The sequence below is a fragment of the Pollutimonas nitritireducens genome, from assembly GCF_002849615.1.
Lineage (GTDB): Bacteria > Pseudomonadota > Gammaproteobacteria > Burkholderiales > Burkholderiaceae_B > Pollutimonas > Pollutimonas nitritireducens.
The window spans coordinates 1-26,556 of the sequence record NZ_PDNV01000009.1; the positions used below are offsets into that span (position 1 = coordinate 1).

21 protein-coding genes and 1 tRNA gene are annotated in these 26,556 nt (G+C 55.9%); 20 read left to right on the forward strand and 2 right to left on the reverse strand.

From position 1 onward, the window contains the following. Positions 1-125: 125 nt before the first annotated feature. Positions 126-1,097 carry a Bug family tripartite tricarboxylate transporter substrate binding protein gene (locus CR155_RS14290; protein WP_102070727.1) on the forward strand — a complete coding sequence of 324 codons (972 nt, stop codon included), beginning with the start codon at positions 126-128 and terminating at the stop codon, positions 1,095-1,097. A gap of 138 nt (positions 1,098-1,235) precedes the next feature. Further along, positions 1,236-3,440 (forward strand): FUSC family protein, encoded by a 2,205-nt coding sequence (locus CR155_RS14295; RefSeq protein WP_102070728.1) that lies wholly within the window; start codon positions 1,236-1,238, stop codon positions 3,438-3,440. 10 nt (positions 3,441-3,450) lie between these two features. Here the strand turns inward: CR155_RS14295 and yaaA are convergent, their stop codons facing one another. Beyond that, the gene (yaaA, locus tag CR155_RS14300) at positions 3,451-4,233 is read right to left on the reverse strand and encodes a peroxide stress protein YaaA (protein ID WP_102070729.1); all 783 of its coding nucleotides are present in this window, start codon (positions 4,231-4,233) and stop codon (positions 3,451-3,453) included. 78 nt (positions 4,234-4,311) lie between these two features. Then, positions 4,312-5,094 (reverse strand): 3-hydroxybutyrate dehydrogenase, encoded by a 783-nt coding sequence (locus CR155_RS14305; RefSeq protein ID WP_102070730.1) that lies wholly within the window; start codon positions 5,092-5,094, stop codon positions 4,312-4,314. 245 nt (positions 5,095-5,339) lie between these two features. Between CR155_RS14305 and CR155_RS14310 the strand changes: the two genes are divergently transcribed. The 18 genes from CR155_RS14310 to CR155_RS14395 all read left to right on the forward strand — a co-directional run bounded on the left by CR155_RS14310 (position 5,340) and on the right by CR155_RS14395 (position 26,528). Beyond that, positions 5,340-5,429 (forward strand) — tRNA-Ser (locus tag CR155_RS14310). Positions 5,430-5,592: 163 nt separating this feature from the next. Continuing rightward, a complete protein-coding gene (locus CR155_RS14315; RefSeq protein WP_102070731.1) occupies positions 5,593-5,901 on the forward strand; it encodes a putative quinol monooxygenase in 309 nt (102 codons plus the stop codon). Positions 5,902-6,021: 120 nt separating this feature from the next. Beyond that, positions 6,022-7,164 carry an AI-2E family transporter gene (locus CR155_RS14320; protein WP_102070732.1) on the forward strand — a complete coding sequence of 381 codons (1,143 nt, stop codon included), beginning with the start codon at positions 6,022-6,024 and terminating at the stop codon, positions 7,162-7,164. A gap of 332 nt (positions 7,165-7,496) precedes the next feature. After that, on the forward strand, positions 7,497-8,069 hold the full coding sequence (gene nusG / locus CR155_RS14325) for a transcription termination/antitermination protein NusG (RefSeq protein ID WP_102070733.1): 573 nt from the start codon (positions 7,497-7,499) through the stop codon (positions 8,067-8,069). A 243-nt stretch (positions 8,070-8,312) separates the two neighbouring features. Then, on the forward strand, positions 8,313-9,404 hold the full coding sequence (locus CR155_RS14330) for a polysaccharide biosynthesis/export family protein (protein WP_102070909.1): 1,092 nt from the start codon (positions 8,313-8,315) through the stop codon (positions 9,402-9,404). Next, on the forward strand, positions 9,401-11,698 hold the full coding sequence (locus CR155_RS14335) for a polysaccharide biosynthesis tyrosine autokinase (RefSeq protein WP_233214307.1): 2,298 nt from the start codon (positions 9,401-9,403) through the stop codon (positions 11,696-11,698). The genes CR155_RS14330 and CR155_RS14335 overlap by 4 nt, the downstream gene beginning before the upstream one ends. Then, entirely contained in the window at positions 11,695-12,669 is a 975-nt protein-coding gene (locus CR155_RS14340; protein WP_102070734.1) for a GNAT family N-acetyltransferase, read from the forward strand. Before CR155_RS14335 ends, CR155_RS14340 begins: the two co-directional genes overlap by 4 nt. Positions 12,670-12,686: 17 nt before the next feature. Further along, complete coding sequence (locus CR155_RS14345) at positions 12,687-14,039, forward strand: polysaccharide deacetylase family protein (protein ID WP_199171769.1); 1,353 nt, start codon at positions 12,687-12,689, stop codon at positions 14,037-14,039. 56 nt (positions 14,040-14,095) lie between these two features. Further along, positions 14,096-15,433, forward strand: coding sequence for a glycosyltransferase (locus CR155_RS14350; protein WP_102070735.1), 1,338 nt, complete (start codon positions 14,096-14,098; stop codon positions 15,431-15,433). Further along, positions 15,427-16,755, forward strand: a complete 1,329-nt coding sequence (locus CR155_RS14355) for an O-antigen ligase family protein (protein WP_102070736.1) — start codon at positions 15,427-15,429, stop codon at positions 16,753-16,755. Before CR155_RS14350 ends, CR155_RS14355 begins: the two co-directional genes overlap by 7 nt. After that, positions 16,748-18,019 carry a TolB-like translocation protein gene (locus CR155_RS14360; RefSeq protein ID WP_102070737.1) on the forward strand — a complete coding sequence of 424 codons (1,272 nt, stop codon included), beginning with the start codon at positions 16,748-16,750 and terminating at the stop codon, positions 18,017-18,019. The genes CR155_RS14355 and CR155_RS14360 overlap by 8 nt, the downstream gene beginning before the upstream one ends. A 71-nt stretch (positions 18,020-18,090) precedes the next feature. Beyond that, positions 18,091-19,500 (forward strand): sugar transferase, encoded by a 1,410-nt coding sequence (locus tag CR155_RS14365; RefSeq protein WP_102070738.1) that lies wholly within the window; start codon positions 18,091-18,093, stop codon positions 19,498-19,500. A 50-nt stretch (positions 19,501-19,550) separates the two neighbouring features. Then, on the forward strand, positions 19,551-20,741 hold the full coding sequence (locus CR155_RS14370; protein WP_102070739.1) for a DegT/DnrJ/EryC1/StrS family aminotransferase: 1,191 nt from the start codon (positions 19,551-19,553) through the stop codon (positions 20,739-20,741). After that, entirely contained in the window at positions 20,728-22,071 is a 1,344-nt protein-coding gene (locus tag CR155_RS14375; protein ID WP_102070740.1) for a lipopolysaccharide biosynthesis protein, read from the forward strand. Before CR155_RS14370 ends, CR155_RS14375 begins: the two co-directional genes overlap by 14 nt. 52 nt (positions 22,072-22,123) lie before the next feature. Beyond that, the gene (gene asnB / locus CR155_RS14380) at positions 22,124-24,022 is read left to right on the forward strand and encodes an asparagine synthase (glutamine-hydrolyzing) (protein WP_102070741.1); all 1,899 of its coding nucleotides are present in this window, start codon (positions 22,124-22,126) and stop codon (positions 24,020-24,022) included. Beyond that, positions 24,015-24,641, forward strand: a complete 627-nt coding sequence (gene hisH, locus CR155_RS14385; RefSeq protein WP_102070742.1) for an imidazole glycerol phosphate synthase subunit HisH — start codon at positions 24,015-24,017, stop codon at positions 24,639-24,641. The genes asnB and hisH overlap by 8 nt, the downstream gene beginning before the upstream one ends. Beyond that, positions 24,634-25,401, forward strand: coding sequence for an AglZ/HisF2 family acetamidino modification protein (locus tag CR155_RS14390; RefSeq protein ID WP_102070912.1), 768 nt, complete (start codon positions 24,634-24,636; stop codon positions 25,399-25,401). Before hisH ends, CR155_RS14390 begins: the two co-directional genes overlap by 8 nt. Continuing rightward, positions 25,398-26,528 carry an N-acetyl sugar amidotransferase gene (locus CR155_RS14395; protein WP_102070743.1) on the forward strand — a complete coding sequence of 377 codons (1,131 nt, stop codon included), beginning with the start codon at positions 25,398-25,400 and terminating at the stop codon, positions 26,526-26,528. The genes CR155_RS14390 and CR155_RS14395 overlap by 4 nt, the downstream gene beginning before the upstream one ends. The last annotated feature ends 28 nt before the right edge of the window (positions 26,529-26,556 follow it).

Here is a 26,556-nt window from a genome sequence, read left to right on the forward strand (position 1 = left end):
CAGGGCCAGCAGTCGGTCTATCCGTTACTGCGCAAACAGGCCGGATATAAGACTGCAACCGTTCTCGCCTAGCCACACATTTCAAAAATTCGATTGCCACAAAGGAGGCGTCCATATAAGACAACATGTTGAAAAAAAGGATCTTATCTGCCCTGAGTCTTGGCATTTCGCTGGCGATCACAAGCACTGCATACGCCGCCTACCCTGAACGTCCCGTCACGCTTGTCGTACCCTACCCCCCTGGCGGCACCACCGACTTGCTTGCCAGACTGGTGTCGATGAAGCTCACAAAAAGCCTGGGCCAAACCTTCATCATCGAGAATAAACCCGGCGCGGGCGGCCAGATAGGTACACAAGCCGTCGCCAAAGCCAAGCCCGACGGCTATACGCTGGTGATGGGAAACATCAATTCTCACGGAATCAACGCAGCTCTTTACAAAGAACTTCCGTATCGACCAGTAGAAGATTTCGCACCCATCATCATCGTCGCCGAAACCCCGAACGTCATGGTCGCGAATAAAAATGCCCCATTCAAGAGCTTTGATGAGTTCATTGCCTACGCAAAACAGAATCCAGGAGTGGTCAGCTTCGGATCAACCAGCATCGGCGGAAGCCCTCACATGTCCGGGGAGCTTCTCAAAGCAAAGGCCGGGATCGACATGGTCCACGTGCCTTACCAGGGCGGCGGCCCCATGCTTAACGACGTTCTCGGCGGCCAAATCCAGGTCGGCTTTGATAACTTACCTTCGTCCGCAGGTCATATCGAGTCGGGCAGCCTGCGCGCGCTCGCCGTAACCACCACCCAAAGGTGGCCCACCTTCAAGGACGTTCCCACCATGGCAGAATCAGGCGTGGCAGACTATGAAGTGTCCGCCTGGTTCGGTATTCTGGCGCCGGCCGGCACACCGGACGATGTGGTACAAAAACTGAACCGGTCCATAGCGTCCGCATTGACTGAAGAAGATATGATAAAGCGGCTTGAGGGCTTGGGTGCACGCGCGGTGAAGAATACACCTGAACAGTTTTCGGACCACATCCGGGCGGAAGTAAGGAAGTGGACGGAAGTGGTCAAGACCAACAAGCTACCTATGCGATAGTCGTTCCACCGGCCTCCTGCGGGACGCCGGCTGCCTTTAGTTCCCCAAAACGTCCACGACTACCAAGCCTCGCCCGTCGACCGCGGCCATAACTCCGGCTGCCTATATACTTGAAAGCCCGAACTGCTTGATCGACGCATGGCTTACCGCATCCCCCAGTTTCAGCGCTTTTTCTACAGTCATCACTTTTTTGGCGGCTTGCGCCAAGCGATAGGAGTGCTGCTTCCCGCGCTGCTGCTAGCCGGCGTCTTCCAGCTGTACAGCATAGGCATGGTTGCAGCCATTGGCGCCGCGTGCGTGGCGATCATCGACCAGCCGGGCGGACCTCGACGCTATGGCACGAATGGGATGTTGGGCGCAGTCCTCCTGGGCTCCATCACTGCTGCCGTCACGGGCCTGGCCACAACGAACAGTGTGATGATCTGGCTGGTGGTGCCGGCCCTTTGTTTCATGTTTTCCATGTTCACCGTGTTTGGCAAGCAAGGAGGATTACTGGGCTTCGCCTGCCTGCTGCTGATGACGCTAACCATGCGCACTCCGCTGAGTCCCCATGACGTTCTGCTCCACACGGTGTATTCCTTTCTGGGCGGAGTCTTTTACTTCCTCTTCAGTTTCGTTGTTCATCGCCTGCTATGGCACCGCGAAGAACAGCAGGCCCTATCGGTCGCCCTGTTCGCCACAGCCGACTACATCGAAGCAAGATCGCAGTTCTACGACGTCAATGCGGATCTCGACGCGACATATCGCAAACTGATACATGCCCAGTCGGCGATGACCGAGAAGCACCAGGCCGCGCGCGACACCGTCTTGCGCGAGTTGCCGAGAGACGGCAGGCATGGCGACCGGCTGAGGGCTGCGTCGCTGAATGTCTTCATCGACATGGTCGCCCTGCTCGATAGTCTGGTCGCGACGCACACCGATTACGCCACGCTGCGGCGGATGGTACCTGACAGCGATGTCCTGATGTTTGCCCGCGATGCCTTGCACAAGCTTGCTGTGAATGTCGCACATATTGCGCTGAACATCGCCCGCAATAGACGTGTCAAGGAACGAAACAGCGTCAAGGCGGAGATTCGTGCCATTGAATACGAAATGGAAAAATACCGGGTAGCCGGACTGGTCGAGAAAGAACCTGAAGTTTATGCCTTGCTGATCCAGGTGTTGCGCCGAATTCGGAATGCCACCCGATTGGTGGACCGCATGGCCGAACACACAAGCAACACCAACACCGCACACCTGGTGGACATGCGACTGGATAAGGCACTCGATCGGTTTCTTTCGCGGCAAACCTGGCGCATAGGCATGTTGACCAGCAACCTGCGCCTGGATTCGCCGCATTTCCGGTATGCAATCCGCGTCGCTATTGCCGCATTGCTCGCCATGACGATTACAGCGCTTGTGTCGTATACCAGTCTGCGCGACCTGGTTCCAGGAGCAGGGCTGCATGGTTACTGGATTATCCTGACGATACTTGTCATCATGAAACCAGGCTTTGCCTTGACCCGACAGCGTAATGGCTGGCGGCTGGTCGGCACACTCATCGGCTGTGCTCTGGCACTGATACTTTTCAATGTCACCAGCAGCCCCGACATTTATCTGGCGGTGCTGGTTATAACCTGCGTATTGGGATATAGCCTGATTCAGGTGAACTACATGGTTTCCGCCATATGCAATACGTTATTTGTACTGCTGGTATTCCATTTTCTGTCGCCGACCACGAATGTCCTGATTGTGGAGCGCTTGGTCGATACCCTTATCGGCTGCGGAATCGCCTTGCTTTGCAGCTATATCCTACCTTGGTGGGAGCATGGTTTCATGGGATCCCTGGCCAACGCGGTCCAGAAAGCCAATCGGGAATACCTGAAGGCAGGCCTCCATTACGCGTCGCTAACTCGCGCACAAGCGGCCGCAAGCGTATTCGGATCCACTGCGGGCAACGCGCTGGACGCCGACCAGCATGAGGCCGAAATGCGTTGGAGACTGGCGCGTAAAAATGTTTACATTGCCTTTGCCAACTTCGCGGGCGCCTTCTATCGAATGATGGAGGAGCCAGTGAAACGTCAAAACAATGTCCCCGAGCTGAACAATCTGATGATTCAATTCCATGTACTGGCCTTGCAGATTAGCGCCACGATCCCCATTCTGGCGAGCCTGGCTACTGTACCGGAAGGCGTCCAGAAATCGCTGGATGCAGTAGGCAATTATCTGGAGGGCAGCGACGCGCATCCTCCCGCTTCCATCGAAACTGAAGGCGAGCTGGCATCGCTGGCGTATCCGTTGCGTCAGATGGTCAAGGCCGCGCAACTGGTTCAACAGGAAATGCGCGGTGTTGCGACACCATGACTGAAGGGCGCTAGGCGGGCGTGGCGCGCCTGAACACCAGCTTCTCCGGTGTGGAAACCTTAGCGTCGAACGCGTATCCATCGCTGTCGAAGTCGCGCAGCTTTTCAGGATCGGTAATCTTGTTGTCGATGACATGCCGGGCCATCAAGCCACGTGCGCGTTTTGCGTTGAAGCTGATCACTTTCCAGGCGCCATTTTTAAAATCCTGGAATATGCATTGCACCACCCTGGCCTGCAGCACCGCAAGATCCACCGCCTTGAAATACTCTTCAGACGCCAGGTTGAGCACCACCGGTTTGCGTTTGCCCACGCCGGACAAGCGGCTGTTCAAGTACGCGGCGATGCGGGGCCGCCAGAAATCGTAGAGCGTCCGGGCTTCGCTGGTAGGCAGGCGTGTACCCATTTCCAGGCGATACGGCTGCATCAAATCCAATGGCCGCAAAACCCCATACAAGCCGCTCAGGACCACAACGTGGTCTTGCGCCCATTTCAGTTTGGCGTCAGACAAGCCTGATGCATCCAGCTTCTCGTAGACATCGCCATTAAAGGCCAGGACAGCCTGGCGCGAATTCGTCTGCGTGAAGGTGGGTTCCCAGGCAGCATAACGTTGCACGTTCAACTGGGCGAGCGTATCGCTGAGCTTCATCAGATCGGCGATCTGGGTCGCGGATTTCTTCTTCAGCACTTTGATCAATTCGCCAGCCTGTTCGACGAACAATGGCTGCGTATGTAGTGTTGTCCGTACCGGTGTATCGTAGTCCAGCTTCTTTGCCGGCGACAGTAACAGCAACATTGTTCTCTTTCCTTATTGCTTATTGGTTTGCGCCATCTGCGTGTTCTTGATGCGCAAGCACCCGACCTTGTCGGCCATCTACCTTGCTGTCCAGCCGCCATCGAGCGTAAGCGTCGTACCGGTCATTTGCTCTGCCGCTTCGGAAGACAGGAATACCGCTGCGCCGCCCAGCTGCTTGGGCGTGACGAATTGCAGCGACGGTTGCTTCTCTGCCAGGAGTTGCTTGGCCGCCTCGTCAATGCTTACATGATTTTTCTGGGCCAGCGCTTCAATCTGTTTCTCAACCAGCGCTGTACGCACCCACCCCGGGCAAATCGCGTTGCACGTAACGCCGTTACCGGCATTTTCGAGCGCAGTCACCTTGGTCAAGCCGACGACGCCGTGCTTGGCGGCAACATAAGCGGATTTCGTGGCTGAAGCGACCAGGCCATGCGCCGATGCAATGTTAATGATGCGCCCCCAGCCCTGCTTTTTCATGTAGGGTAAAACAGCCGCGGTACCGTGGAACACGGCCGACAGATTGAGCGCAATAATGGCGTCCCAGCGATCGACGGGAAAGTCTTCGATCAGGTCTGTGTGCTGGATACCTGCATTATTGACAAGTATGTCAATGCCGCCCAGCGCCTGAGCCGCCTCGTCGATGAACTGGCGTGTGGCGGCAGCCTGCATCAGGTCGGCATTGATGTAATACGCCTTGACGTCGAATTCAAGCTCCAGATTGACCCGCTCTTTTTCTATCGCGGCGGCGTCACCGAAACCATTGATGACCACGTGGGTACCGTTGGCGGCCAGTTCGCGAGCGATCGCCAGACCTATACCACTGGTTGAACCAGTAATGACTGCACGTTTACCTGTAAGCATGTTGTTCCTTTCAGAGTGGGTCCCGATTCAGCGCAAGGCTGCCGCATTAGTGTACCGTCTCGACGCATTGCCTTTGGGACGCTGATGTCCATATCGGACCGATTATGAGTTTTTTTATTTCCTTGCTAGAATAGCGGACTTGCTCGATATGCATCAAATCTCGACCGATTTTTTGCTCGATTTACGGCCAAGCGATATAGCGATCTTGTGGACACCCATCAGGCAGCATATCGGTAGAACAAACAGGACAGGTGGCAGAGTGGTCGAATGCGCTGGACTCGAAATCCAGTGTACGTTTAGGCGTACCGTGAGTTCGAATCTCACCCTGTCCGCCACTCAGACAAGTCGTCCAGCGCCGTCAAGGTGCTTTCTCTCGGCGCCGTTTCCCTCGCCATTGACACACATCTGTTCGAAAAAACACTTCTGCGCCACATCGCCGAGCGACATATTCCACTTGTAGGTATCATGACGTAACCACAATCACCGGAAAATCTCTCCATGATTCACGTCATAGCCACCATTACCACCCAGCCAGGCCAACGCGACAAGGTGTTGGAACTTTTCAGTGCCAATGTTCCCGCCGTGCATGCCGAGGACGGCTGCATCAGCTATGAAGCGGTGGTGGATGTTCCCGCTTTCGGCAAGCCCCAAACGTTGTTGGGCGACGATACCTTTATCGTACTGGAAAGATGGGAAAGCGCTCAGGCGCTCAAGGAACATGGGGCATCGGCCCATATGGCTGAATACGCCCGCAAGACCAGGCCAATGTTGGCCCAACGCGTCATAAACATACTCGAAGCCTGCTAAACACCCGACCTCGGGCCATTCACGTCGGACTTCAGGCTGGCCCGCATTCCGTGATATTGTCAAATCCTTGCGTACCTTTCCTTCATGGATGCGTCAACCTAACCCCACAGCCTTTCCTCTATGCAACCTGTTCTGCCCGCATTCCTGATCGCCCGCTGGTTATTGGTACTCGTGGTACTTGCAGGACTTTATTTCCTCAGCGGCTTTCTGGTTCCTGTACTGGCCGCACTGATCGTGGGATTGGCAAGCTGGCCCTTATACCAGCGTCTTCTACGCCGCTGCGGCGGGCACAATGCCATTGCGGCTTCACTGGCCCTGGTCATCGTCATCATCGTGCTGATTGTTCCGCTGTCGTTGGCATTGACCTATGCCATCCAGGAAGCAAGCAGTTTCATCGCCTGGACCCTGGAAGCCAACCGCAACGGCATGCCGACGCCTGGTTGGATACTAGCCCTGCCTCTTGTCGGCCCCCGTTTGGCAGAATACTGGGCCAACTATCTGGGTGAACCGCATGCGCTCGGAACGGTTGTGGAAATGGTCAGCGGCGAACATCTGGGCAACATCTATCGGATGATGCTGACCGCCACCGGCGACATCTTCCGACTATTGCTCACTGTCGTGTTCATGTTGATTACCCTGTTTTTCGTCTACAAGGACGGCGTCTACATCATGGGCCAGATCGACATCGTCGGCGAGCGCATCTTGCCCGCGCGGTGGAAACGATTCTCCCGCGTCGTGCCGGCCACTATCAATTCCACTGTGACGGGCATGGGCCTGATCGCGCTGGGCGAAGGTGTCGTTTTGGGTTTGGCTTACTGGATCGCTGGCGTGCCGTCGCCCGTGCTGCTGGGCGTGGTGACGGGCTTCATGGCCTTGATACCCGGCGGTGCCCCCCTTTCCTTCACCCTTGTCTCCGTATACCTGGTCGGCTCGGGCAATCCGATGGCCGGCCTGGGACTATTTGTATGGGGTACGGTTGAACTGTTCATCGTCGACAAGACCTTGCGACCGCGTCTGGTTGGAGGACCTGTCAAACTTCCGTTCCTGCCTACCTTTTTCGGCCTGATCGGCGGGGTCAAGACCATGGGCCTGGTGGGCTTGTTCATCGGTCCAGTGCTGATGGCACTGCTTGTGGCGATTTGGCGCGAATGGATACTGGAAGACAAGCACGATGATGTCATTTCGCGGTCGCCCCTACCCCATCCGACAGAATCCCAGCCCAACGCCGCGCTTCTTGTGCATCCGCCGCGCAAACCAAGATGAGGCCATGTCCGTCATACGGCTGGCGAGCGCAGCAAGCGTTCCGTGCCCTGCGGCGCGCGCCGACGCCACACGCCGCCATACTGCTGTCCCACAAGAATAAAAGCTACGCTGGACAGCCTAGCCTGAGCTACCTAGGTCGACAAGCTTAACGCTTCCGGCTGATGGCTGGCCGAAACTCAAATCTGCTACAAGTTGTACATATTTTGGACCTATGGTGATAGGCGGGGCTTCAGCCTTTATGCGGACCGAAAACGATACATTGTCGACGACGCATTCTCCTCTGAACTCACCGGTTTCAAAAAAGAAAATCAACAGCAGACTGGGGAGACGTGATGCATTGCCAGCTAAATAAATCGTCCGAAACAATGGGCTCGCCGTTACATTTCGCAAGTATCGAAGATGCGCCTGGCACACCCCCGGCTTGGTACGTAGCCTATACAGAATCCCGACAGGAACAACTTGCATCCACAAATCTGCAACTGCAAGGATTCCTGACCTACCTGCCCATGTACCTCGGCAACCGGAAGAATCCGGCAAAAGCGATTGCCGAGCCCATGTTTCCGCGCTACCTGTTCTTCAAGCCTGCCAACCAAAAACAATCCATCAGCAGCGTCAGATCGACGCGCGGGATCAGTGCGGTCGTGAGATTCGGTTCCTATTTCGCACAAGTTCAACCCGAAACGTTGGCATCCATCCAACATCATGAAGAACTCAGCGCTCAACAGAACCAGTCTGCTGGCGTACTGCCGCAACGCGGTAGTCGTGTCAGGCTGTCTGCTCCCACACTGAATGGCATGGAGGGCCTTGTCCATTCGGTTTCAGCCCAGCGAGTGATCGTACTGATGGAAATTTTAGGCCAAGAGACCAGGGTGAAGTTGCGGCCGCATCAAGTGGAGCCTAGCTGAGCTATTCCAAGGAACACGTTCAATAACACCTCGCTGGGGTGAGCGAGGCGCGACAGCTGTGTTCAGTCCACTGACCCCGAGATCAAACATTGCAGTAGTGGAAGCCCAGGTGATTTTGCCTTTTTTGGCAAAAACACTGCGGCAGCCTGTTCAACGTTCGTCAATGAAAAAGTGGATCCGATGAAACAATGGCATATTTCCCCGCGCTGGCATGCAATGCCGCGCCTAGCCTCCGTCAGTGTGATGATAGCTACTTTCGCGCTGCTCTCTGCATGCAGTATGTCGCCAGGCATGCATATGGGCAAGCCGCAGGATGTGGCCAAGGCTCTTGAAGAAGAAGGTGCGCCGCCGGGCGCGCTGATGACGATATCCCCACAGCTCATCGAGCAGCAACGCTCCGCCCGCGACAGAACGGTCAATCATCAGGTGAAGCAATTCTTCGGTGCACCAGAGGAATACAGGGTGGGCCCGGGCGACATCCTGAATATTGTCGTCTGGAATCACCCCGAACTAAGCTTGCCGATGGCCGGGTCCAACGTAGCCACCAACGCGCTGAACATCGCCGACGTGGGCAATGGCTACAACGTCAGTCCCGACGGACGCATACAGTTCCCCTTCGTCGGAGCCGTCAAGGTGGCGGGCATGACCGAGTATCAGATTCGCACCATGCTGACGCGCCAGATGAGTCCGTACGTTAGCGAGCCGCAGCTCACGGTACGTATCCAGGCTTATCGGAATGGACGAGTATATGTCGACGGCGAGGTACGTTCACCAGGTCTGCTGACCATGAACGACATCCCCATGACCTTGCCTGAGGCCATCAATCGTGCCGGCGGCCTTACCCCCGATGCGGACCGTTCATCGATCGTCTTGACGCGCAATGGAGTGGCGACCCCCATCAGCATGCCGCAACTTACCCGCAATGGCATCAACCCCGCGCAGATATACCTCGCCGATGGCGATCTATTGCGTGTCATCAATAAGAACGACTCCAAGGTCTTCATGCTGGGTGATGTACACAGCCCGCGTGCCCAGGCGCTGCAGGACGGCGAACTGACACTGGCACAGGCCCTTGGCGAGGCTAGCGGCATCAACCCCGAAACTGGAAATCCGCGGCAGGTCTACGTCATTCGTAAAGGCAGCCAGGGGAACGCCGAAATCTATCATCTCGACGCCAGTGTGCCCACTGCCCTGGTCCTGGCCGCCGATTTCGAGCTCAAGGCCCGCGACATGGTATTCGTCGATCCTGCTCCGATCGTGAGATGGAACCGAGTCATAAGCATGCTGCTGCCCAGTTACGGTGCTGTCAGCGCCACCCGGGATATGACACGATGAACCGCCCCGACATGAACACTCCCTATCCACTGGCTCCTGCCGGCCAGACCTCGCCGGTGATCTTTGCCCAGCCCTATGCACCGCAAATGAACAGTGAAGACATCAATTTTCTGGGACTGCTCGATACCGTAAGGAACGCACGTTGGCTGGTCATCAGCACTGTCATGACGGCCTTGCTGATAGGCGGTGCCTATGCGTTATTCACCCAACCCGTCTACCAGTCGGACGTACTCATCCAGGTCGAGCAAAACCGGACGAGTCCAACGGGAAACCTGCTCAGCGAGCTGTCATCCATTTTCAATGTCCAATCTCCGGCAACCGCCGAGATCGAGATCCTGCGGTCTCGTCTCGTTGTGGGCGAGGCCAGCGACAGGTTGCAGCTGTATGTTGACGCGAAGCCGAACTACCTGCCCATTGTCGGTCGATGGCTTTCCAAGCATGTCACCGGTCTCTCCAACCCCCGCCTGTTCGAAATGGGAAGCTATGTTTTTGGCGGCTATGTCTGGGGGAAGGAATCCATTAGAGTGGGCCAGCTTGATGTCCCTCCTGAACTGGAAAATAAAGAGCTCACGCTCACACGCACCTCAGCAGGCTACACGCTGCACGGTCCTGATGGGGAATTGCTGGCGGAAGGCGCCGTCGGGGCCATTGCGCGGATTCAATCGGGCGACCAGCAAGGCAGCATAGTGATAAGCGAACTGGCCGCAAAGGTAGATGCTCGATTCACCCTGATACGTCGAACGCGTCAAAACATCATCCAGGATTTGCAGGACAAACTGGTTATCGATGAAAAAGGTAAACCGTCCGGCGTACTTTCCATGACGCTCAACGGAACGGACCCCCTGCAAATCACCAACATACTCAATGCCATCGGCGTCGCCTATGTGAAGCAGAATACGGAACGCAAGGCCGCCGAAGCGGAGAAGTCGCTGGACTTCCTGGAAGGCTTCCTGCCTCAGCTCAAGAAGCAGATGGATGACTCCGACAATAAGTACACCGCGTTCCGGGACGTGAATGGCACCTTCAATCTTGGGACGGAGGGCACACTCTCGCTGAATACCTCGGTCGCCATGCAAACCAAACTGTTCGAACTGCAACAGCGACGCAGGGAACTGAGCGCACAGTTTGGCGCTTCACATCCCACGATCCGTTCCCTTGACGGCCAGATCACGGCGTTGGAAGGCGAAGTGGCCAGGCTGACCGCACACATCAAGACACTGCCCGAGCTGGAACAGCAGCTGCTTAATCTTATGCGCGATGTAAAGGTCAACGGTGAACTGTACGCCAGCCTGCTCAATAGTGCTCAGCAACTGCGACTGGTCAAGGAAGGCAAGGTCGGCAATGTACGCATGGTGGATACGGCAGTGATACCAGATCTGCCAGTGCGTCCTGACCGTCCCCTGGTATTGGCCATTTCGGCGCTGCTGGGTCTGTTGCTCGGCACAGGTCTCGCCTTGATGCGCGGATTCCTTCGCAATGGCGTCAAGGCACCCAACGATATTGAGTCGACCCTGGGCATGAGCGTATTCGCCACGGTGCCCCGGGTGATGCCTGGCGCTCGCCGCTCACCGCGACTCACCGGGCGTAAAGGCGTGAAATATGTGCTTGCTGAAAGCTCCCCGGGCGATCCCGCAATAGAAAGTCTGCGAAGTCTGCGCACCACGCTGGGCTACGCGCTCCAGGATGCCGAGAACAACATTATCATGCTGACCGGACCCACTGCGAATATCGGTAAAACATTCACCAGCGTCAACCTGGCGGCCGTGTTGGGGGCAGCCGACAAACGAGTGCTGCTCATCGACGCAGATTTCCGTAGCGGCAGCATGCACCGGTATTTCGAACTCGAACGGTATAACGGATTCAGTGACCTGATCCACGGCAGTGCGACGCTGTCCGAAGTCTTGCACAAATCGGTCATGCCGAATGTCGACCTCATCACCACCGGCGTGCTCCCGCACAATCCTGCAGAAGTGCTGCTGTCTCCCAATGCAGTCCAGTTGCTGCATCAGCTGGCAGAAAGCTATGACGTCGTCCTGCTCGATACCGCACCAGTACTGCTGGTATCCGACGCCATGGCGTTGGCGCCTCATGTGGGAACAGTATTCATGTTGGCCCGGGCACAGGTAAGCACCTTGAGCGAACTGGAAGAATCGGCAAAACGCTTGAACCAGGTTGGCGCGCAGGTCAAGGGCGTGATCTTCAATGATTTCGATGCCTCAAGCCAGCGCTTCAGTTCGCGTTACGGCAATTATCAACACGGCTATGTCCCTTACGGGAGCAACGTATCCCGATGAACAGCAATAAAGAAAAATACCAGAAGCTGTGCACCGCAGAGCCTTCCATTCCGATCTTTTCGCAAGACTGGTGGCTGGATGCCGCGGCAGGTTCCAGCAACTGGGACGTTGCCCTGGTGGAGAACCGCGACAACATCATTGCATGCATGCCCTATGTAAAAACCAAACGGGCCGGCCTGAAGATTTCAACGGTTCCGCCGTTGACATATTGTCTCGGACCATGGGTGCGACCTGTTACCGCCAAGAACGTCAATTGCATCAGCAGGCAGAAAGAGGTGCTGGAAAGCTTGATCGAACAACTTCCCACGTTCGATCATTTCAAGCAGCAGTGGCATTACAGCCAAACGAACTGGTTGCCTTTTTACTGGCGTGGCTTTGAACAAACGACTCAGTACACCTATGTAATCGGCCTGCAAACCGACGCCGGCTCGACTTGGCAAGGGCTGCACGAAAGCACAAGAAGGGAAATTCGAAAGGCCATGGGCAGGGGAGGACTTTGTGTGCGCGACGACCTGTCGGTGGATGAATTCCTGCCACTGCACAGGAAGGTCTACGAGCGTCAAAATATGTCCATGCCGTACTCCGAGGACGTCGTAAGGGTGTTGGATAACGCCTGCGCCGGACGTAATCGCCGGAAGATTTTTATTGCCGAAGACCCGCAGGGGGCACGACACGCCGGGGTCTATCTGATCTGGGACGATACCAGTGCCTATTACCTCATGGGCGGCAGCGATCCCGAATGGCGCAATAGCGGCGCGATGAGTCTGTGCATGTGGGAAGCGATCAAGTTTGCATCCGCCACGACGGAACGCTTCGACTTCTGCGGCTCCATGATAAAGAGCGTCGAACGTTTCGTGCAGGCATTCGGCGGAATGCAGACGCCGTACTTCGCGGTTTCAAAGACGTCGTCCAAACTGGCAGCTTCCATGCTGTTCGTCAGGTCCCTGACGAACGCTCACGCAGCACGATGAACAGCATGGACTTCCTCATGTCGTCACGAGACAGCACAATCTCGTGGCTGAACACGATTCTGTGCGAACGCCTCAGCAAACACCTGAAACTCATGCAGTGTGGGAAGGGGTATCTTCTTCTAACGGTATCCGGTAGCGCGACCAACATCCGGATCCGGTCCGAGCCAGCGACCTTTTCGCAGGCTGGTTCGGATTTACCCTGCGCCAGCTGGGATCCCCAACCTGAAGGGTGGAAATCCGCCCTGGGTGTTCCTCTACCCGCCCCCGGTGCCTCAAGCGTACCCTCGCCATTGATCGAGAAGATCGACACAACTTATATCATTCACTACGACCTCCTTGGACTCGCTTGCTGGATGCTGTCGCGCCAAGAGGAAGTCGGCCGTGTAGACCTGGACAAGCATGGGCGCTTCCCAGCCCGTTCGTCGCATGCCTACAAGCACGGTTACCTGGAACGACCTATCGTCGATGAATGGCTTGCCATACTGGCGCAGGTCGTACAGCGTGCATGGCCTCAACTGGCACTGGCCAAGCCACAATTCACGGTTCGGGTTTCGCATGATGTCGACACTCCTGCCCGCTATGGCTTCTCCAGTGTCGGAAGACTGCTGCAAACCATGGCTGGCGACGTTCTGCGCCGACACGAGGTGCTTGAAGCGCTGCGGGCGCCGCTGATATGGTCGCAGTCCAAGAAGAAGCTGCACAGTGCCGACCCCTTCAACACCTTCAACTGGATCATGAGCGCTTCCGAGCGCTACAAGATCATCAGCGCTTTCTATTTCATCTGCGGCAAGACCTATCCGGCTCATGACGCACGCTATGACGTCCGACACCCAGCCATCCGGGAACTCATGCGCGGCATCCATACAAGGGGTCATGAAATAGGCCTGCATCCCAGCTACAACACGTACAAGAGACCGGACATCATCGCTTCGGAGGCGCGTGTCCTTATCCGGACTTGCCGTGAGGAAGGCATAAAGCAGGCCACTTGGGGCGGCCGCATGCATTTTCTGCGCTGGCAGACACCCGCAACGCTATATGGTTGGGAGCAGGCCGGCATGGCGTACGACAGCACGCTTACCTACGCCGATCACCCGGGTTTTCGTTGCGGAACATGCCATGAGTACCCTGCCTTCGATCCGGTCGCCGGCAAGGCACTGCAGCTGCGCATTCGCCCACTGATAGCCATGGAATGCAGCGTTCTCGCGCCCCGCTACATGAATCTGGGCTCCGGCGACATTGCCCTGAAGAAGTTCATCCAGCTGAAACAGTCTTGTCGGGCTGTGAACGGCGACTTTACTTTGCTGTGGCACAACACCCTGCTGGAGCGTCAACAGCAACGCGCTCTTTACGAGCACGTGCTGACTGCATGAGCACCGCCATCCTGCACGCGAGGTAGCGGATCGCCTGGTTGATTACGAGCACTGAAATGAACGACAGAAAAAAAAGAATCCTATTGATCAGTTGTTTTTTTTATCCGCAGAACCGGATTCCAGTCCTGCGGATCGGGCAGTGGGCCAAGTACTGGGCCTCGGAGGGTCATGAGGTCACCGTGCTGACAACAAAAAAATATTCGTTCATGGGACCGTTCGGACTGGACCCCGACCTCCCGGCAGAAGTGCTGGTGATCGAAGTGCCCAGCCTCCCGCAGATTTTTGACCGTGCCAAACCCAACACCGAAGGCGGCAAGAGCCACACCGCAAGTGAGCCCATCAATGCCGAGTCGGGCTTCAAGAAAAAAGTAAGGAGCCTGCGCGGTTACATCGGTTCAACCGTCGACATTCATGATTTCTGGATCGGACCGGCCTACAAGACCGGCATGAAATTGCTGGCGGAGAATCGGTACGACGCCATAGTGAGCTCTTATTCACCGCCGGCAGCTCATATGGTGGCCAGCAAGCTGAAGGAGAGGCACCCGGAGCTAGTCTGGTTTGCCGATTTCCGCGACTTATGGGCAAACAACCACATCACGTCGGCAAAAGGGGTATTCAAGTGGATAGAAAGTGCCAGGGAAAACAGATGCCTGCGCGGACGTGCCAACGCGATCATTACGGTGTCGAAACCGCTCGCGATAGATCTACAGGCACGCCATCCCGAACTACCGGTCTGGGTCATTGAAAATGGCTTCGACCCACAGGAGTTTCCCAGATGGATGCAGGCGGTGTCCGATGGACCGCAACTGACAGGAAACATCACAATATGCTATGCCGGTACGATTTATCCCAACCGGCGCGATCCTACGCCCTTGTTCAATGCCGTGAACGAACTGATCGACAGCGGACAGGTAAGCGCCGAAAAGATCACCATCGAGTTCTACGGTCAAAATGAAAAAGAGCTGGCGGAAATAATCCAACGCACACGCGCCAACCGGCACAACATCATCAAGATAAAGGGTTTTGTATCGCGCCAGGTTTCTCTGGAGGCACAAGGCCGCAGCGATCTGCTGTTGCTGCTGGAATCGGGTGAGCCGCTAGCCAGGGGCATGCTGACCGGCAAGGTGTTCGAGTATCTCGTTAGCGGCATACCTATTCTGGCGGTTGGAATCGACAACACACACGCTGCTGGCGAACTGCTGGAGAACACCGGTACTGGCTACTGTGCCAGCGACTCCGATGAGTTGAAGCGCCTCTTGCTGGCCGCCATCGAGCTGAAATACTTCAGCTTCTACCGGCCGCGCAAGGATCTGATCGCCAAATTCTCCAGGCAGATACAGGCCCAATCGATTATTGACCGGTTGGCGGCGTTCCAGGGCGCGCCATCGTGCTGACCGCGCTCAAAGCGTACTACTTGTCGGCGTCGCTGCTACTGTTCCTGTTCGCCGTCTACTCGAACCGGAACGCCGCGCATGCTTTTGGCTATGGCGTCGCACTGAATATATTCCCACTGGCCTTATTGCCGGAGGTATCAATGGACATTGCGCGTATCGCGGGCATGCCATTGGCCTACCTGCCTGTCATCACGGCGGGGTTGGCCTTGGCGGTACGCAATCATGCGCGTGTGCCGCAGTCCTACCAGACTATGCTGGCACTCGCATTTGTCTATTGTGTGTACACCTTCTTTACCACCGTGATCATGGGCGGCATAACGATCGCTAACGTAGCGTACTGGGCTGCGTGGCCGCTGAACTTTCTTATCTACTTCTCCGCGGCCGCTTTTTTTTCGCGAATAGACACACAGGCCGCGAACAATGTGATCAAGGCTACGGCCGTCATCCTGGTGCTGGGTTGCCTTACAGGACTGGCACGTTACGGCCTGGGTATTGCGCCAGACGCGAATTTCATGCCGCTGGTAAACCGTAATGGAACTGTGGTGTTCATTGTGATGGTGTTCCCGCTGCTTTTCCATGTCTATAAAGAGCAGGAGAAGGCCAGAGCCCGGCTATTGTTTTGCATAGGATGCATATTCGTGACCCTGGCCTTTACGTTCTCCAGGTCGGGAATCATCGGCGTGGTGGCGTGCATCCTCTTGTACTACTTGCGGTTCTCGCTTGGCGGCCTGGCAAAAACGGCGGCGGTCGTGCTGTTGATTGTGACGGTGGCGTACAGCGGTGTGGCAGACAAATCATTGCAACGACTCGAACGCGTTATCGTCACTTCGCAGATGTTGATACACGGCGAAAGCCTGGACAACAGCATGAATGACTTTAACCGCGTGATGTTGCTGAAGGGTGCCATCGCCACGGCGACGGACAACTTCTGGTTCGGCACCGGGTTGGGACTGGAGAACTACCAAAAGGCCTTCCACAAAGTCAGTGATTACGGGCAGGCATCCAAAGCTCACAATTTCTACATCTCATACTTTGCCGAGCTCGGTCTGATGGGCTTCTCCTTGCTCATGCTCATTCTCTATCTGGCCTCATGCAAGCTATACCCCCTTTCAAGCCGACATAAGGCGTTCAAAGTTTCATTTGTGGCGATGGCCTTGATGATGACCATGAACGAATACATCCTCATGCCCGAGCTCTGGTTCTTTTACGGAATGCTGGCCGGAATATCGAGGGCCCGCGATTACCTGCTGGTGCCCTTCCAATCGCGTCATCTTCCCGAGCAGCTCTTCAATCGCGTTCCCAATCGGAGTCCCCATGTCTAAGAAGTATGGCTCGCTGGAGCGCAAAATCGCGAAATTCCTCGAACAGTTTCCACTGCTGAAATCGGCCGTCAAGAACGTCTATGGTCGCCTGGTCTTCATGCTAAACAGGCCAGCGAGCATAACCGTTTCAGACCATCGGCTTGAGGCGGTGGGTGACGGCATTCTCAACACCTTCTTTGGCTATTACGATAAAACACCGCTCTCCAAAGCGGGCTTCCTGCTTTGTCACTCGACCACACACGCGACAGACCGAAAACCGGACTGCAGCAAGACACTGGACATACTGGTTTTCTCCGTCGACGACCTGAAGCATCCCGTGCTCAGCGTAAAGACCAGCGTATATAACTGGCAGCAAGGCGCTCGAGCGCACTGGCTGGATGACGACACCTTCATTTTCAATGATTTCGACGCGTCGAATCAGTGTTATATAAGCCGCGTATTTTCGCTGAAAGAAAGCAGGGAAATCAAACGATTCGATTTTCCGGTGCAGGACTCATTTCGCGATGACTACTTCCTTTCCATCAACTATCGGCGTATTCAATCGTTGCGGCCAGACTACGGCTACCGCAACATGCCGGGTCTGGACGATCGGGGCATGGCTGAACTCGAGCAAGACGGGATATGGAAGATAGATCAGAAAACAGGGGCATCGTCACTGCTGTATTCCATTGCCGATGTCTGCGCAATCGCGCCCGACAGTCGGTTCGACGCCGCCCGGCACAAGATCAACCACGTCATGATATCTCCAGGCGGCGACAGGTTCATATTCCTTCACCGCTATTTCGTCGGGAATAGAAAATTCGACCGTCTATTTCTCGCCGCCGCGCATACGCCCGATCTGAAGATGCTGGCTGACAACGAAATGGTGAGTCACTGTTTCTGGATTAACAACCATTCAGTGATTTCCTTCATGCGCGGCCCTTCGGGACACGATGGTTACTACGTACTAAATGTCGACGATGGCAGTATCAGCTCTTACTTCAACGGCAAGCTCGATTCAATGGGCGATGGCCATCCGCACGTACATGATGACTGGTTCATCACCGACACGTATCCCGACAAATCCCGTATGCAGCATTTGTTCAAGGCCAGCCTGACCACCGGCGACGTGCAGGAAATTGGACAGTTTTTCCAGCCTTTTGAGTTCCGTGGGGAAACCCGCTGCGATCTGCATCCGAGGGTGTCTCCGGATGGCAGCAAAGTCTTTTTCGATTCCGTATTCAATGGAAAAAGAAAGCTCTACGTGTTGCAACTTCATGCTTGAAGCGCCGTCTGCTTCACGCTGAGTGACCCACGTCACGCTTCTGATTTCCACTACTTCAGTGGAGTTAAACCATGTCTTTCTCAGTTCTGATGTCGGTCTACCACGCCGAGAATCCAGAGTTTCTGCGCCAGGCGCTCCAGAGCTTGAACGACCAGACGCTCAAGGCCAGCGAAGTGATTTTGGTGGAGGATGGACCTTTGCCGGATGCTATGACCCACGTCATCGCCGCCTTTCGGGAAGCGTTGAATATCCGCTCGATCCAGCTTGCGACGAACGGCGGCCTCGCGCGTGCGCTGAACGAGGGTCTGAAGCATTGCCGCCACGATCTCATCGCGCGCATGGACAGCGACGATATTTCGCTGCCGGACAGATTCGAAAAACAGATTACCTTCATGCAGCGCAATAGCGACATTGCTGCCAGCAGTGCTGCGCTCGATGAATTCGACGAACAAGGGCGTGTCTTCTCTTCGCGCATATTGCCGCTCACTCACGAGGAATTGACGAAATTTGCCAAGACGCGCAGCCCCATCAGCCATGCCGCCGCAGTGTTCAGGAAATCGGCCATTGATGCGGTGGGCGGATATCCACCGTTCAAGCGCTCGCAGGACGTCGCCTTGTGGTCGCTGCTGATCGTGCGGGGATACCGGCTGGCCAATCTGCCCGACAAGTTATTCATGGTACGAGCCGGCGCAGGATTCATGGCTCGCAGCGGACTGCATAGTTTCAAATATGAATATGCGGTGATTTGCTACCAGAGGAAAATTGGCTTCCTTTCGACCTTCGATTTCGTCAAGAATACCCTGATCAGGTTCTTGCTGGCCATCGCTCCGGCACGCTTAAAGAAGCTGCTCTATTCTCACGCGAAACTGGACATTGACGGCGTCTGGAATGCACTTCCGAAACGAACATTCGACCTGGCGTTCTCATTCCTGGGCCTGGTCCTTCTGTCGCCACTGATCTTATTGGCCTGGGTCGCCGCCACGCTGGACACGCGCAGCAATGGCCTCTTCGTTCAGGAGCGTATCGGGCGGGCAGGGAAAAAATTCAACATTTACAAGATCAAGACCATGCGCGACCGCGAGGACCCGGGAAGTTCCATAACCACCTCGTGCGACACCCGGGTTACGCGCACAGGCGCCTTCCTGCGCAAAACCAAGCTCGATGAGCTGCCGCAACTATGGAACGTGCTGGTCGGGGACATGAGCTTTGTCGGACCGCGACCCGATGTTCCCGGCTATGCCGACGACCTGCAAGGCGAAGACAGGATCATTCTTTCGCTGCGGCCCGGCATCACCGGACCTGCTTCGTTGAAATACAAGAATGAGGAAGAAATTCTTGGCCAGCAAGCCGATGCCCTTCGCTACAACCGGGAAGTCATCTGGCCCGACAAGGTAAGAATCAATAAGGAATATATCCGCGAGCACAGCTTGCTCAAGGACATCAAGTACATCATCAATACCGTTGCCAAGGGCAACTCCTGAGCAGTCGACCCCACAATGCCATCACTATCCTGATATACGAAGGTGCGCCCATGCTTAACACCCCTTTTCCACCGTGGCCCAGTTTCACGGCCGAAGAAGCCGATGCAGTCCGCGAAGTCATACTATCGAACAAGGTGAACTACTGGACAGGCCAGGAATGCCGTAAGTTCGAGCAGGAATTTGCGGCCTGGACCGACTGCCAGCATGCGGTTGCACTGAGCAATGGCACGCTGGCCCTTGATGCTGCGCTGAAGGCACTGGGCATTGGGCCCGGCGACGAAGTCATTGTCACGCCTCGTACCTTCCTTGCTTCTGTTTCCTGCATTGTCAATGCCGGCGCAAGACCCGTGTTCGCCGAGGTGGATCGCGATTCACAGAATATCACCGCATCCACCATACGGGCCGTGCTAAGCGAGAGAACCCGGGCCATCATTTGTGTCCACCTTGCCGGCTGGCCATGCGACATGGACCCCATCATGGCATTGGCCCAAGAGCGCGAACTATTCGTCATCGAGGACTGCGCGCAGGCACACGGCGCTTACTACAAAGGCCGGCCTGTGGGCTCAATAGGCCATGTCGGCGCCTGGTCTTTCTGTCAGGACAAAATCATGACGACCATCGGCGAAGGCGGCATGACCACAACCAACGACCGCCGCCTATGGTCCAGAATGTGGTCGCTCAAGGATCATGGAAAGAGCTGGGACGCGCTTTACAAGCGCGAGCATCCGCCCGGTTTTCGTTGGCTGCATGAAAGCTTTGGCACCAATTGGCGGATGATGGAAACGCAGGCGGCAATTGGTCGCATCCAGTTGCGGCGCATGTCCCGCTGGCATGCTTCGCGGCTCGCAATGGCCAGACAAATTTGGGCGACGGCGGCGGAATTGCCGGGGCTGCGCGCACCGGTGCCGCCGTCCGATCTCACCCACGCCGCGTACAAATGCTATGTCTTCGTCGAGCCGGAAGTGCTGGGAGCCGGATGGAGCCGCGATCACATCATGGAGGAGATCAACGCCCGGGGGGTACCTTGCTATTCCGGCTCATGCTCGGAGGTCTACCTGGAAAAGGCGTTCGACGCCACGAATTTTCGCCCGGAACGGCGCCTGCCGATTGCCAGAGAACTGGGGGAAACCGCATTGATGTTTCTGGTACATCCTACGTTGGGCGAGCAGGAAATCGAGAAAACATGCAGCACGTTGACCCAGGTCATGCGGCGGGCGGTCCAAAAACATGCTTATGCTTAGAAAGTTCAGTTTCAGGGGTGAATTCTTCAAGAACGTCATCACGCTGATGACGGGGACCATCGCCGCCCAGCTATTTACCGTTGCCGTCAGCCCTATTCTGACTCGGCTGTATACGCCCGCCGACTTTGGCGTGCTCGCCTTGTTCACTGCCATGAATGCCGTCCTGAGTATTGTGGCCGCCGCCCGATATGAGACGGCCATCATGTTGCCGCGTGAAGACGGCGATGCGCTGAATATCGTGGTGTTGTCGACTGCCGTTACGCTGATATTCGTTGCGCTGCTGCAGGCGGGTATATTTGTATTTGAAGGGCAAATAGTCGCCATTGCGGACACCCCTTTGATGGGCAAGTGGATTCATGCCTTGCCGCTAAGCGTAGCCTTGACCTCATGCACCCAGATCATGGTCTTCTGGAATAACCGCGCCAAGCGGTTTCGGCAGTTGTCTACTGCCCGGGCGCTACATGGGATCGGCATCGGAAGTACCCAATGCGTGCTTGGATACGGAGTTGCCAGTTCGATAAGCTTGATCATTGGACACATAACGGGACATGTACTGGGGCTTGTGGCACTGGTTAAGGCCAATATGGCATCCATGACGGAACTCCGCGCTTCCATCAGTTCAGTGGCAATCAGGAACAATGCGAAACGGTATAGGCGTTTTCCGATGTTTTCCATGTGGGGCGCCCTGTTCGACAGCAGCGCCGCACAAGTTCCGCTATTCGTTGTCGCCAGCTTCTATTCCGCGTCCGAAACGGGACTGGTCGGATTCACCATAAAGGTGTTGTCCTTGCCGCTGTTCCTGGTTTCGAGCGCAATTTCTGAAGTCCTATATCAGAAGACAACTCAATTGGACAGCACGAATCCGGCTGCGCTCGGACGCCACATCGTGGGGATTTTCATACTTCTAGGCGGCATTGCCATCCCGTTCTGCACATTGTTCATGTTCTACGGCGTCGAAATATTTTCCTTTGTATTCGGTCAGAACTGGGCACGCGCCGGCGAGTTTGCCGGGCCTCTGTCGGTGGCGGCGGGAGTCCGGTTCATGGTCAGCCCGTTGAGCGTCGTATTGAATTTGAATCACAACGTCAAGAAAGCGGTGGGATGGCAAGTCACTTACTTTTTAACTCTTACCTCCTTACTGATACTGAGCTCGCAGCAGAGTATCAGTTTCCTGCTCGATGCTTTCGTGGCCCACGAAATCGTGTTGTTCACCGTGTATTTTGCCATCATCCTCAAAGCGACACGCTACAGGAATCCCGTTGAACGCGGGTCTTCTCCAGGCGATGTACTGTCCCGCGGCCAGGCCATGGGCAGTGCCCCCGCAAAGTGATGGCGCCATATCCGAAAACCCAATAGCTTCTGGCACGGCCAAGGAGAAATTTATGTGCGGTATCACTGGCGGCTGGTGGGCGGAACCACCCCGCGATCTGGGTGGGCGCTTGACGAACTCGTTGAGCAAGCTCAGGAAACGCGGTCCGAACGACGAAGGCCGCGAACTGTTCGATGTCTGTAACGGCCAATTGGCGCTGGGACATACCAGACTTTCCATAATCGATCTGAGCGATGCAGGACACCAGCCCATGCACACTCGAGGGCGGCGGTACAGCATCGTCTTCAACGGCGAAATATACAACTACCGTGAGCTGCGGCAGGAGCTAGTGCTGCTTGGCCACACATTCCACTCCGACTCGGACACCGAAGTACTTCTAAAGGCCTGGCAGCAATGGAATGTTGACTGCCTGGTGCGCCTGGAAGGCATGTTTGCCTTTGTCGTCTACGATGCCGGTAAACGCACCTTGAGTTGCGCGCGAGACGCTTTTGGCATCAAACCATTTTATTTTGAGCAAAAGCACGATTCTTTCACGTTCGCTTCGGAGCCGGCCGCGCTTGGCACACTACGTCAGGACAGGACCCAGGCGAACTGGCAACGTTGCTATGACTACCTGGTGCACGGCGACTTCGATAATCAGCAACACACATTCATCAACGGAATCCAGCAATTACTGCCCGGGCACTGGATGGAGGTCGACCTGACCAACCCCGCCTCTGGTGTGCAGCAGGTCTGGTGGCAACCGGACCTTGCTCAAACCAGTTCACTCAGCTTCGAACAGGCAGCCGAGGCGGTTCGCGAGCAATTTCTTCACAATGTCCGCTTGCATCTACGCAGCGACGTGCCACTGGGCGCGGCACTTTCCGGCGGGATCGATTCGTCGGCCATTGTGTGCGCCATGCGATATCTGGACCCCGGCCAACCGATAAATACGTTCAGCTACATTGCCCCCGGATATAAACAATGCGAGGAAAGCTGGATCGACCGGATCAACCAATTCACGGGCGCCAAGGCCCATAAGGTCAGTGCCTCCGGTGAAGACCTGACTCGAGACCTCGACAACTTGATTCAACTACAGGGGGAACCGTTCACCAGCACCAGCGCTTATGCGCAGTATCGGGTGTTTCAACTAGCCCATGAAAACAACATGACCGTCACGCTCGAAGGACAAGGTGCCGACGAACTGCTGGCAGGTTACGCCGGCTACCCCGGGCACAGGATGCTGAGCATGCTCGAATGCGGCGACCTGCCCGGTGCCGAACGCTTTGCCAGGAACTGGGCGCGCTGGCCCGGACGCAGCTACGGGCGCGCCTGGCAGTACCTGGCTGCCATCACTCTCCCGGATACTCTGTTCGGCGTCGCCAGCAAGGCGATGGGACGCAGCTTCACGCCATCGTGGATCAACGCCGAGGCCCTTGCCAACGCCGGCGTCAGCATGGTGTTTGAGCGCGAGAAAATTCATTCCGATGCCAAGGGTCGTCGCGTCATGGAACGACTTGCGAGCTCATTGACAAATCGGCATCTGCCGGGCTACCTGCGCGAAGGCGACCGGAACTCCATGCAATTCTCGCTGGAAAGCCGCGTACCCTTCCTGACCTTACCCCTCGCGAATCTGCTTTTTTCGTTGCCCGAGCATTACCTGATATCGCGTGGCGGCGAGACAAAAAGCGTATTTCGGGCCGCGCTGCGCGGCATCGTTCCCGATGATTTGCTGGACCGCAGAGACAAGATAGGTTTCGAGACGCCGGAGTCATCATGGTTCATCGAAAAATCCGAAAGCGTCAGACAGTGGTTGCAAACGAGTCACGACATACCATTCCTGAACGCGCGGGCGCTTCTGAATCAGTTCGACTCGATTGCCGGCGGTAAAGCCCCGTGCACGACACAAGTGTGGCGTTGGGTCAATTTCCTGAAATGGTACGAACAGTCGGGCTGCACCGAAAATGGCTGATATATCGGTCCTCGACTATGGCGCAGGAAATGTGAACTCGGTCATACGAATGATAGAGAGGGCTGGCGGACAGGCACGGCGGATCTCCTCGCCGGAAGAAGTATCAGAGTCGGCGAAGCTGATTCTGCCCGGAGTCGGAGCATTCGATTACGGGATGTCGCAGCTTCATGCACGGGGCCTGGTCCCTGCCCTGACTACCATTGCGTTGGAAAAATCCATTCCAGTATTGGGAATATGCCTGGGAATGCAACTCATGTGCACGGGAAGCGAAGAAGGGACGTTGCCCGGCCTGGGCTGGATTGACGCCCACGTCAGGCGTTTTTCATTTGCGGATAATTCCAGACTGCGAGTGCCACACATGGGCTGGAACACAGTCCAGGTGCCAAGGACCAACCCCTTGCTGGCCACCGACGAGGGCGAGCAGCGGTTCTACTTTGTGCACTCATATTTCGTGTCGTGCAATGACCCGGGCGATCCAATTGCCACCGCCAATTATGGCGGGAAATTCGTCGCGGCGTTTCAACGAAACAATCTCTCCGGCGTACAGTTTCACCCGGAGAAAAGCCATCGCTTCGGCCTGCGGCTTATGAATGCCTTTGTTGGTGACGAACATGCTTGAGCATCGAGTGATACCGGCACTGCTCCTGCGCGATGGAGGTCTGGTCAAGACGCGTCGATTCAAGGACGCCAAGTACATCGGAGATCCCATCAACGCCATCCGCATCTTCAACGACAAGGAAGTGGACGAGTTGATTGTGCTTGATATCGATGCATCAAGGCGTTGCAGTGAACCTGACTATGCAACGATCGAACAAATTGCGGGAGAGTGCTTCATGCCCGTTTGCTATGGCGGCGGCATACATTCGGTCGAGCAAGCCGCAGGGCTGTTCAATCTGGGAATCGAAAAGATTTGCCTGCAGTCTGCCGTCTTTGATGATCCGGATCTGATCTCACGGATTGCCGATCGATTCGGCTGCCAGAGCGTCGTCGTATCGGTGGATATCAAGCACAACTGGTTGAAGAAGCCGATGCTGTATGAAAGCCGCAAGGGCCGCAAACGCGAGCAAGACTGGCTTGAGTTCGCCCAAGCCGCAGTCAAGGCGGGTGCGGGCGAAGTACTCCTTACCGCAGTAGAGCGTGAGGGCGCGATGACAGGCTACGACCTGGCACTGGTCAGGCAAGCAGCCGATGCACTGAAGGTACCGCTGATTGCACTAGGGGGGGCGGGAAGCCTGGCCGATATCAAGGCAGTCATAGACGCGGGCGCTTCGGCAGCGGCCGCGGGATCGCTATTCGTCCTCCATGGACCTCACCGGGCCGTGCTGATCACTTACCCGCCCTATGCGGAGCTTGAAAAACTTCAGGAGCAATATCGATGAATCGACCGTACCAAGTATGTACCCGTTGTGTCATGGACACGAGCGCTTCAGATATTGTTTTCGATGCGATGGGCGTCTGCAATTACTGCAGCCAGTTTCTCATCCACTCGAAAGACATCATTTACCAGGACCCCGTCGCCAAGAAGGCAGAACTGGACCGTATCGTCGCCCAAATAAAAGCGGCGGGAAAGAACAAGCGCTACGACTGTATCGTAGGCGTGTCTGGAGGCGTGGACAGTTCATGGGTGCTATACCAGGCCGTCAAGCTGGGGTTGCGGCCGCTGGCCGCACATATGGACAATGGCTGGAACAGCGAGCTGGCGCAGCACAATATTGCCAATCTGGTGCAAGGCCTGGGGGTGGATTTGCATACGCATGTCATAGATTGGCCCGAGTATAAGAAGCTGATGCAGGCTTTTTTCGATGCGGACGTCATCGATGTGGAATTACTCTACGACAACGCGATGCTGGGCGTGAATTATCGGCTGGCCGTCCAGCACGGCACCCGGTACATACTTGCTGGCACCAACCAGGCGACCGAGGGCATGCGCATGCCGCCAGGCTGGAACTGGTTCAAGTACGACAAGACGAATATCAAAGCGGTGGCCCGGAATTTCGGCCGGGTGCAGATGAGGACGTTTCCCGTGATCGGCACGCTGGATTATGTGCGATATCGCGTATTGAACCGAATCCGATGGACGTCGTTTCTGGACATGATGCCGTTCAACAAGTTCGAAGCGCTGAACGAGTTGACCGACAGGTATGGCTACAAGCCCTATCCCTACAAGCATTACGAATCGATATTCACCCGGTTCTATCAGGGCTACATTCTTCCGAACAAGTTCGGCATCGATAAGCGCCGCCTGCACCTGGGGACGCTGGTGGCCGCAGGCCAACTCAGTCGCGAGAAAGCGCTTGAAGGTCTTGAAGGAATTGCCTATGCCAGCAATGCGGACCTGGAACGTGATAAGCAATACTTCATCAAGAAAATGGGCTGGTCCTCTTCAGACTTATCGGCCTACCTGAGTCGCGACCCAAAGCCGCACAGCCTCTACGGAACCGAACAACCATTGTGGAATATGTTCCAGCGCAGCTATGCAACGCTTTGTCGGGGTCAGGCAAGATAGTCCGGAGCATCGGCCACCAGACTATCTT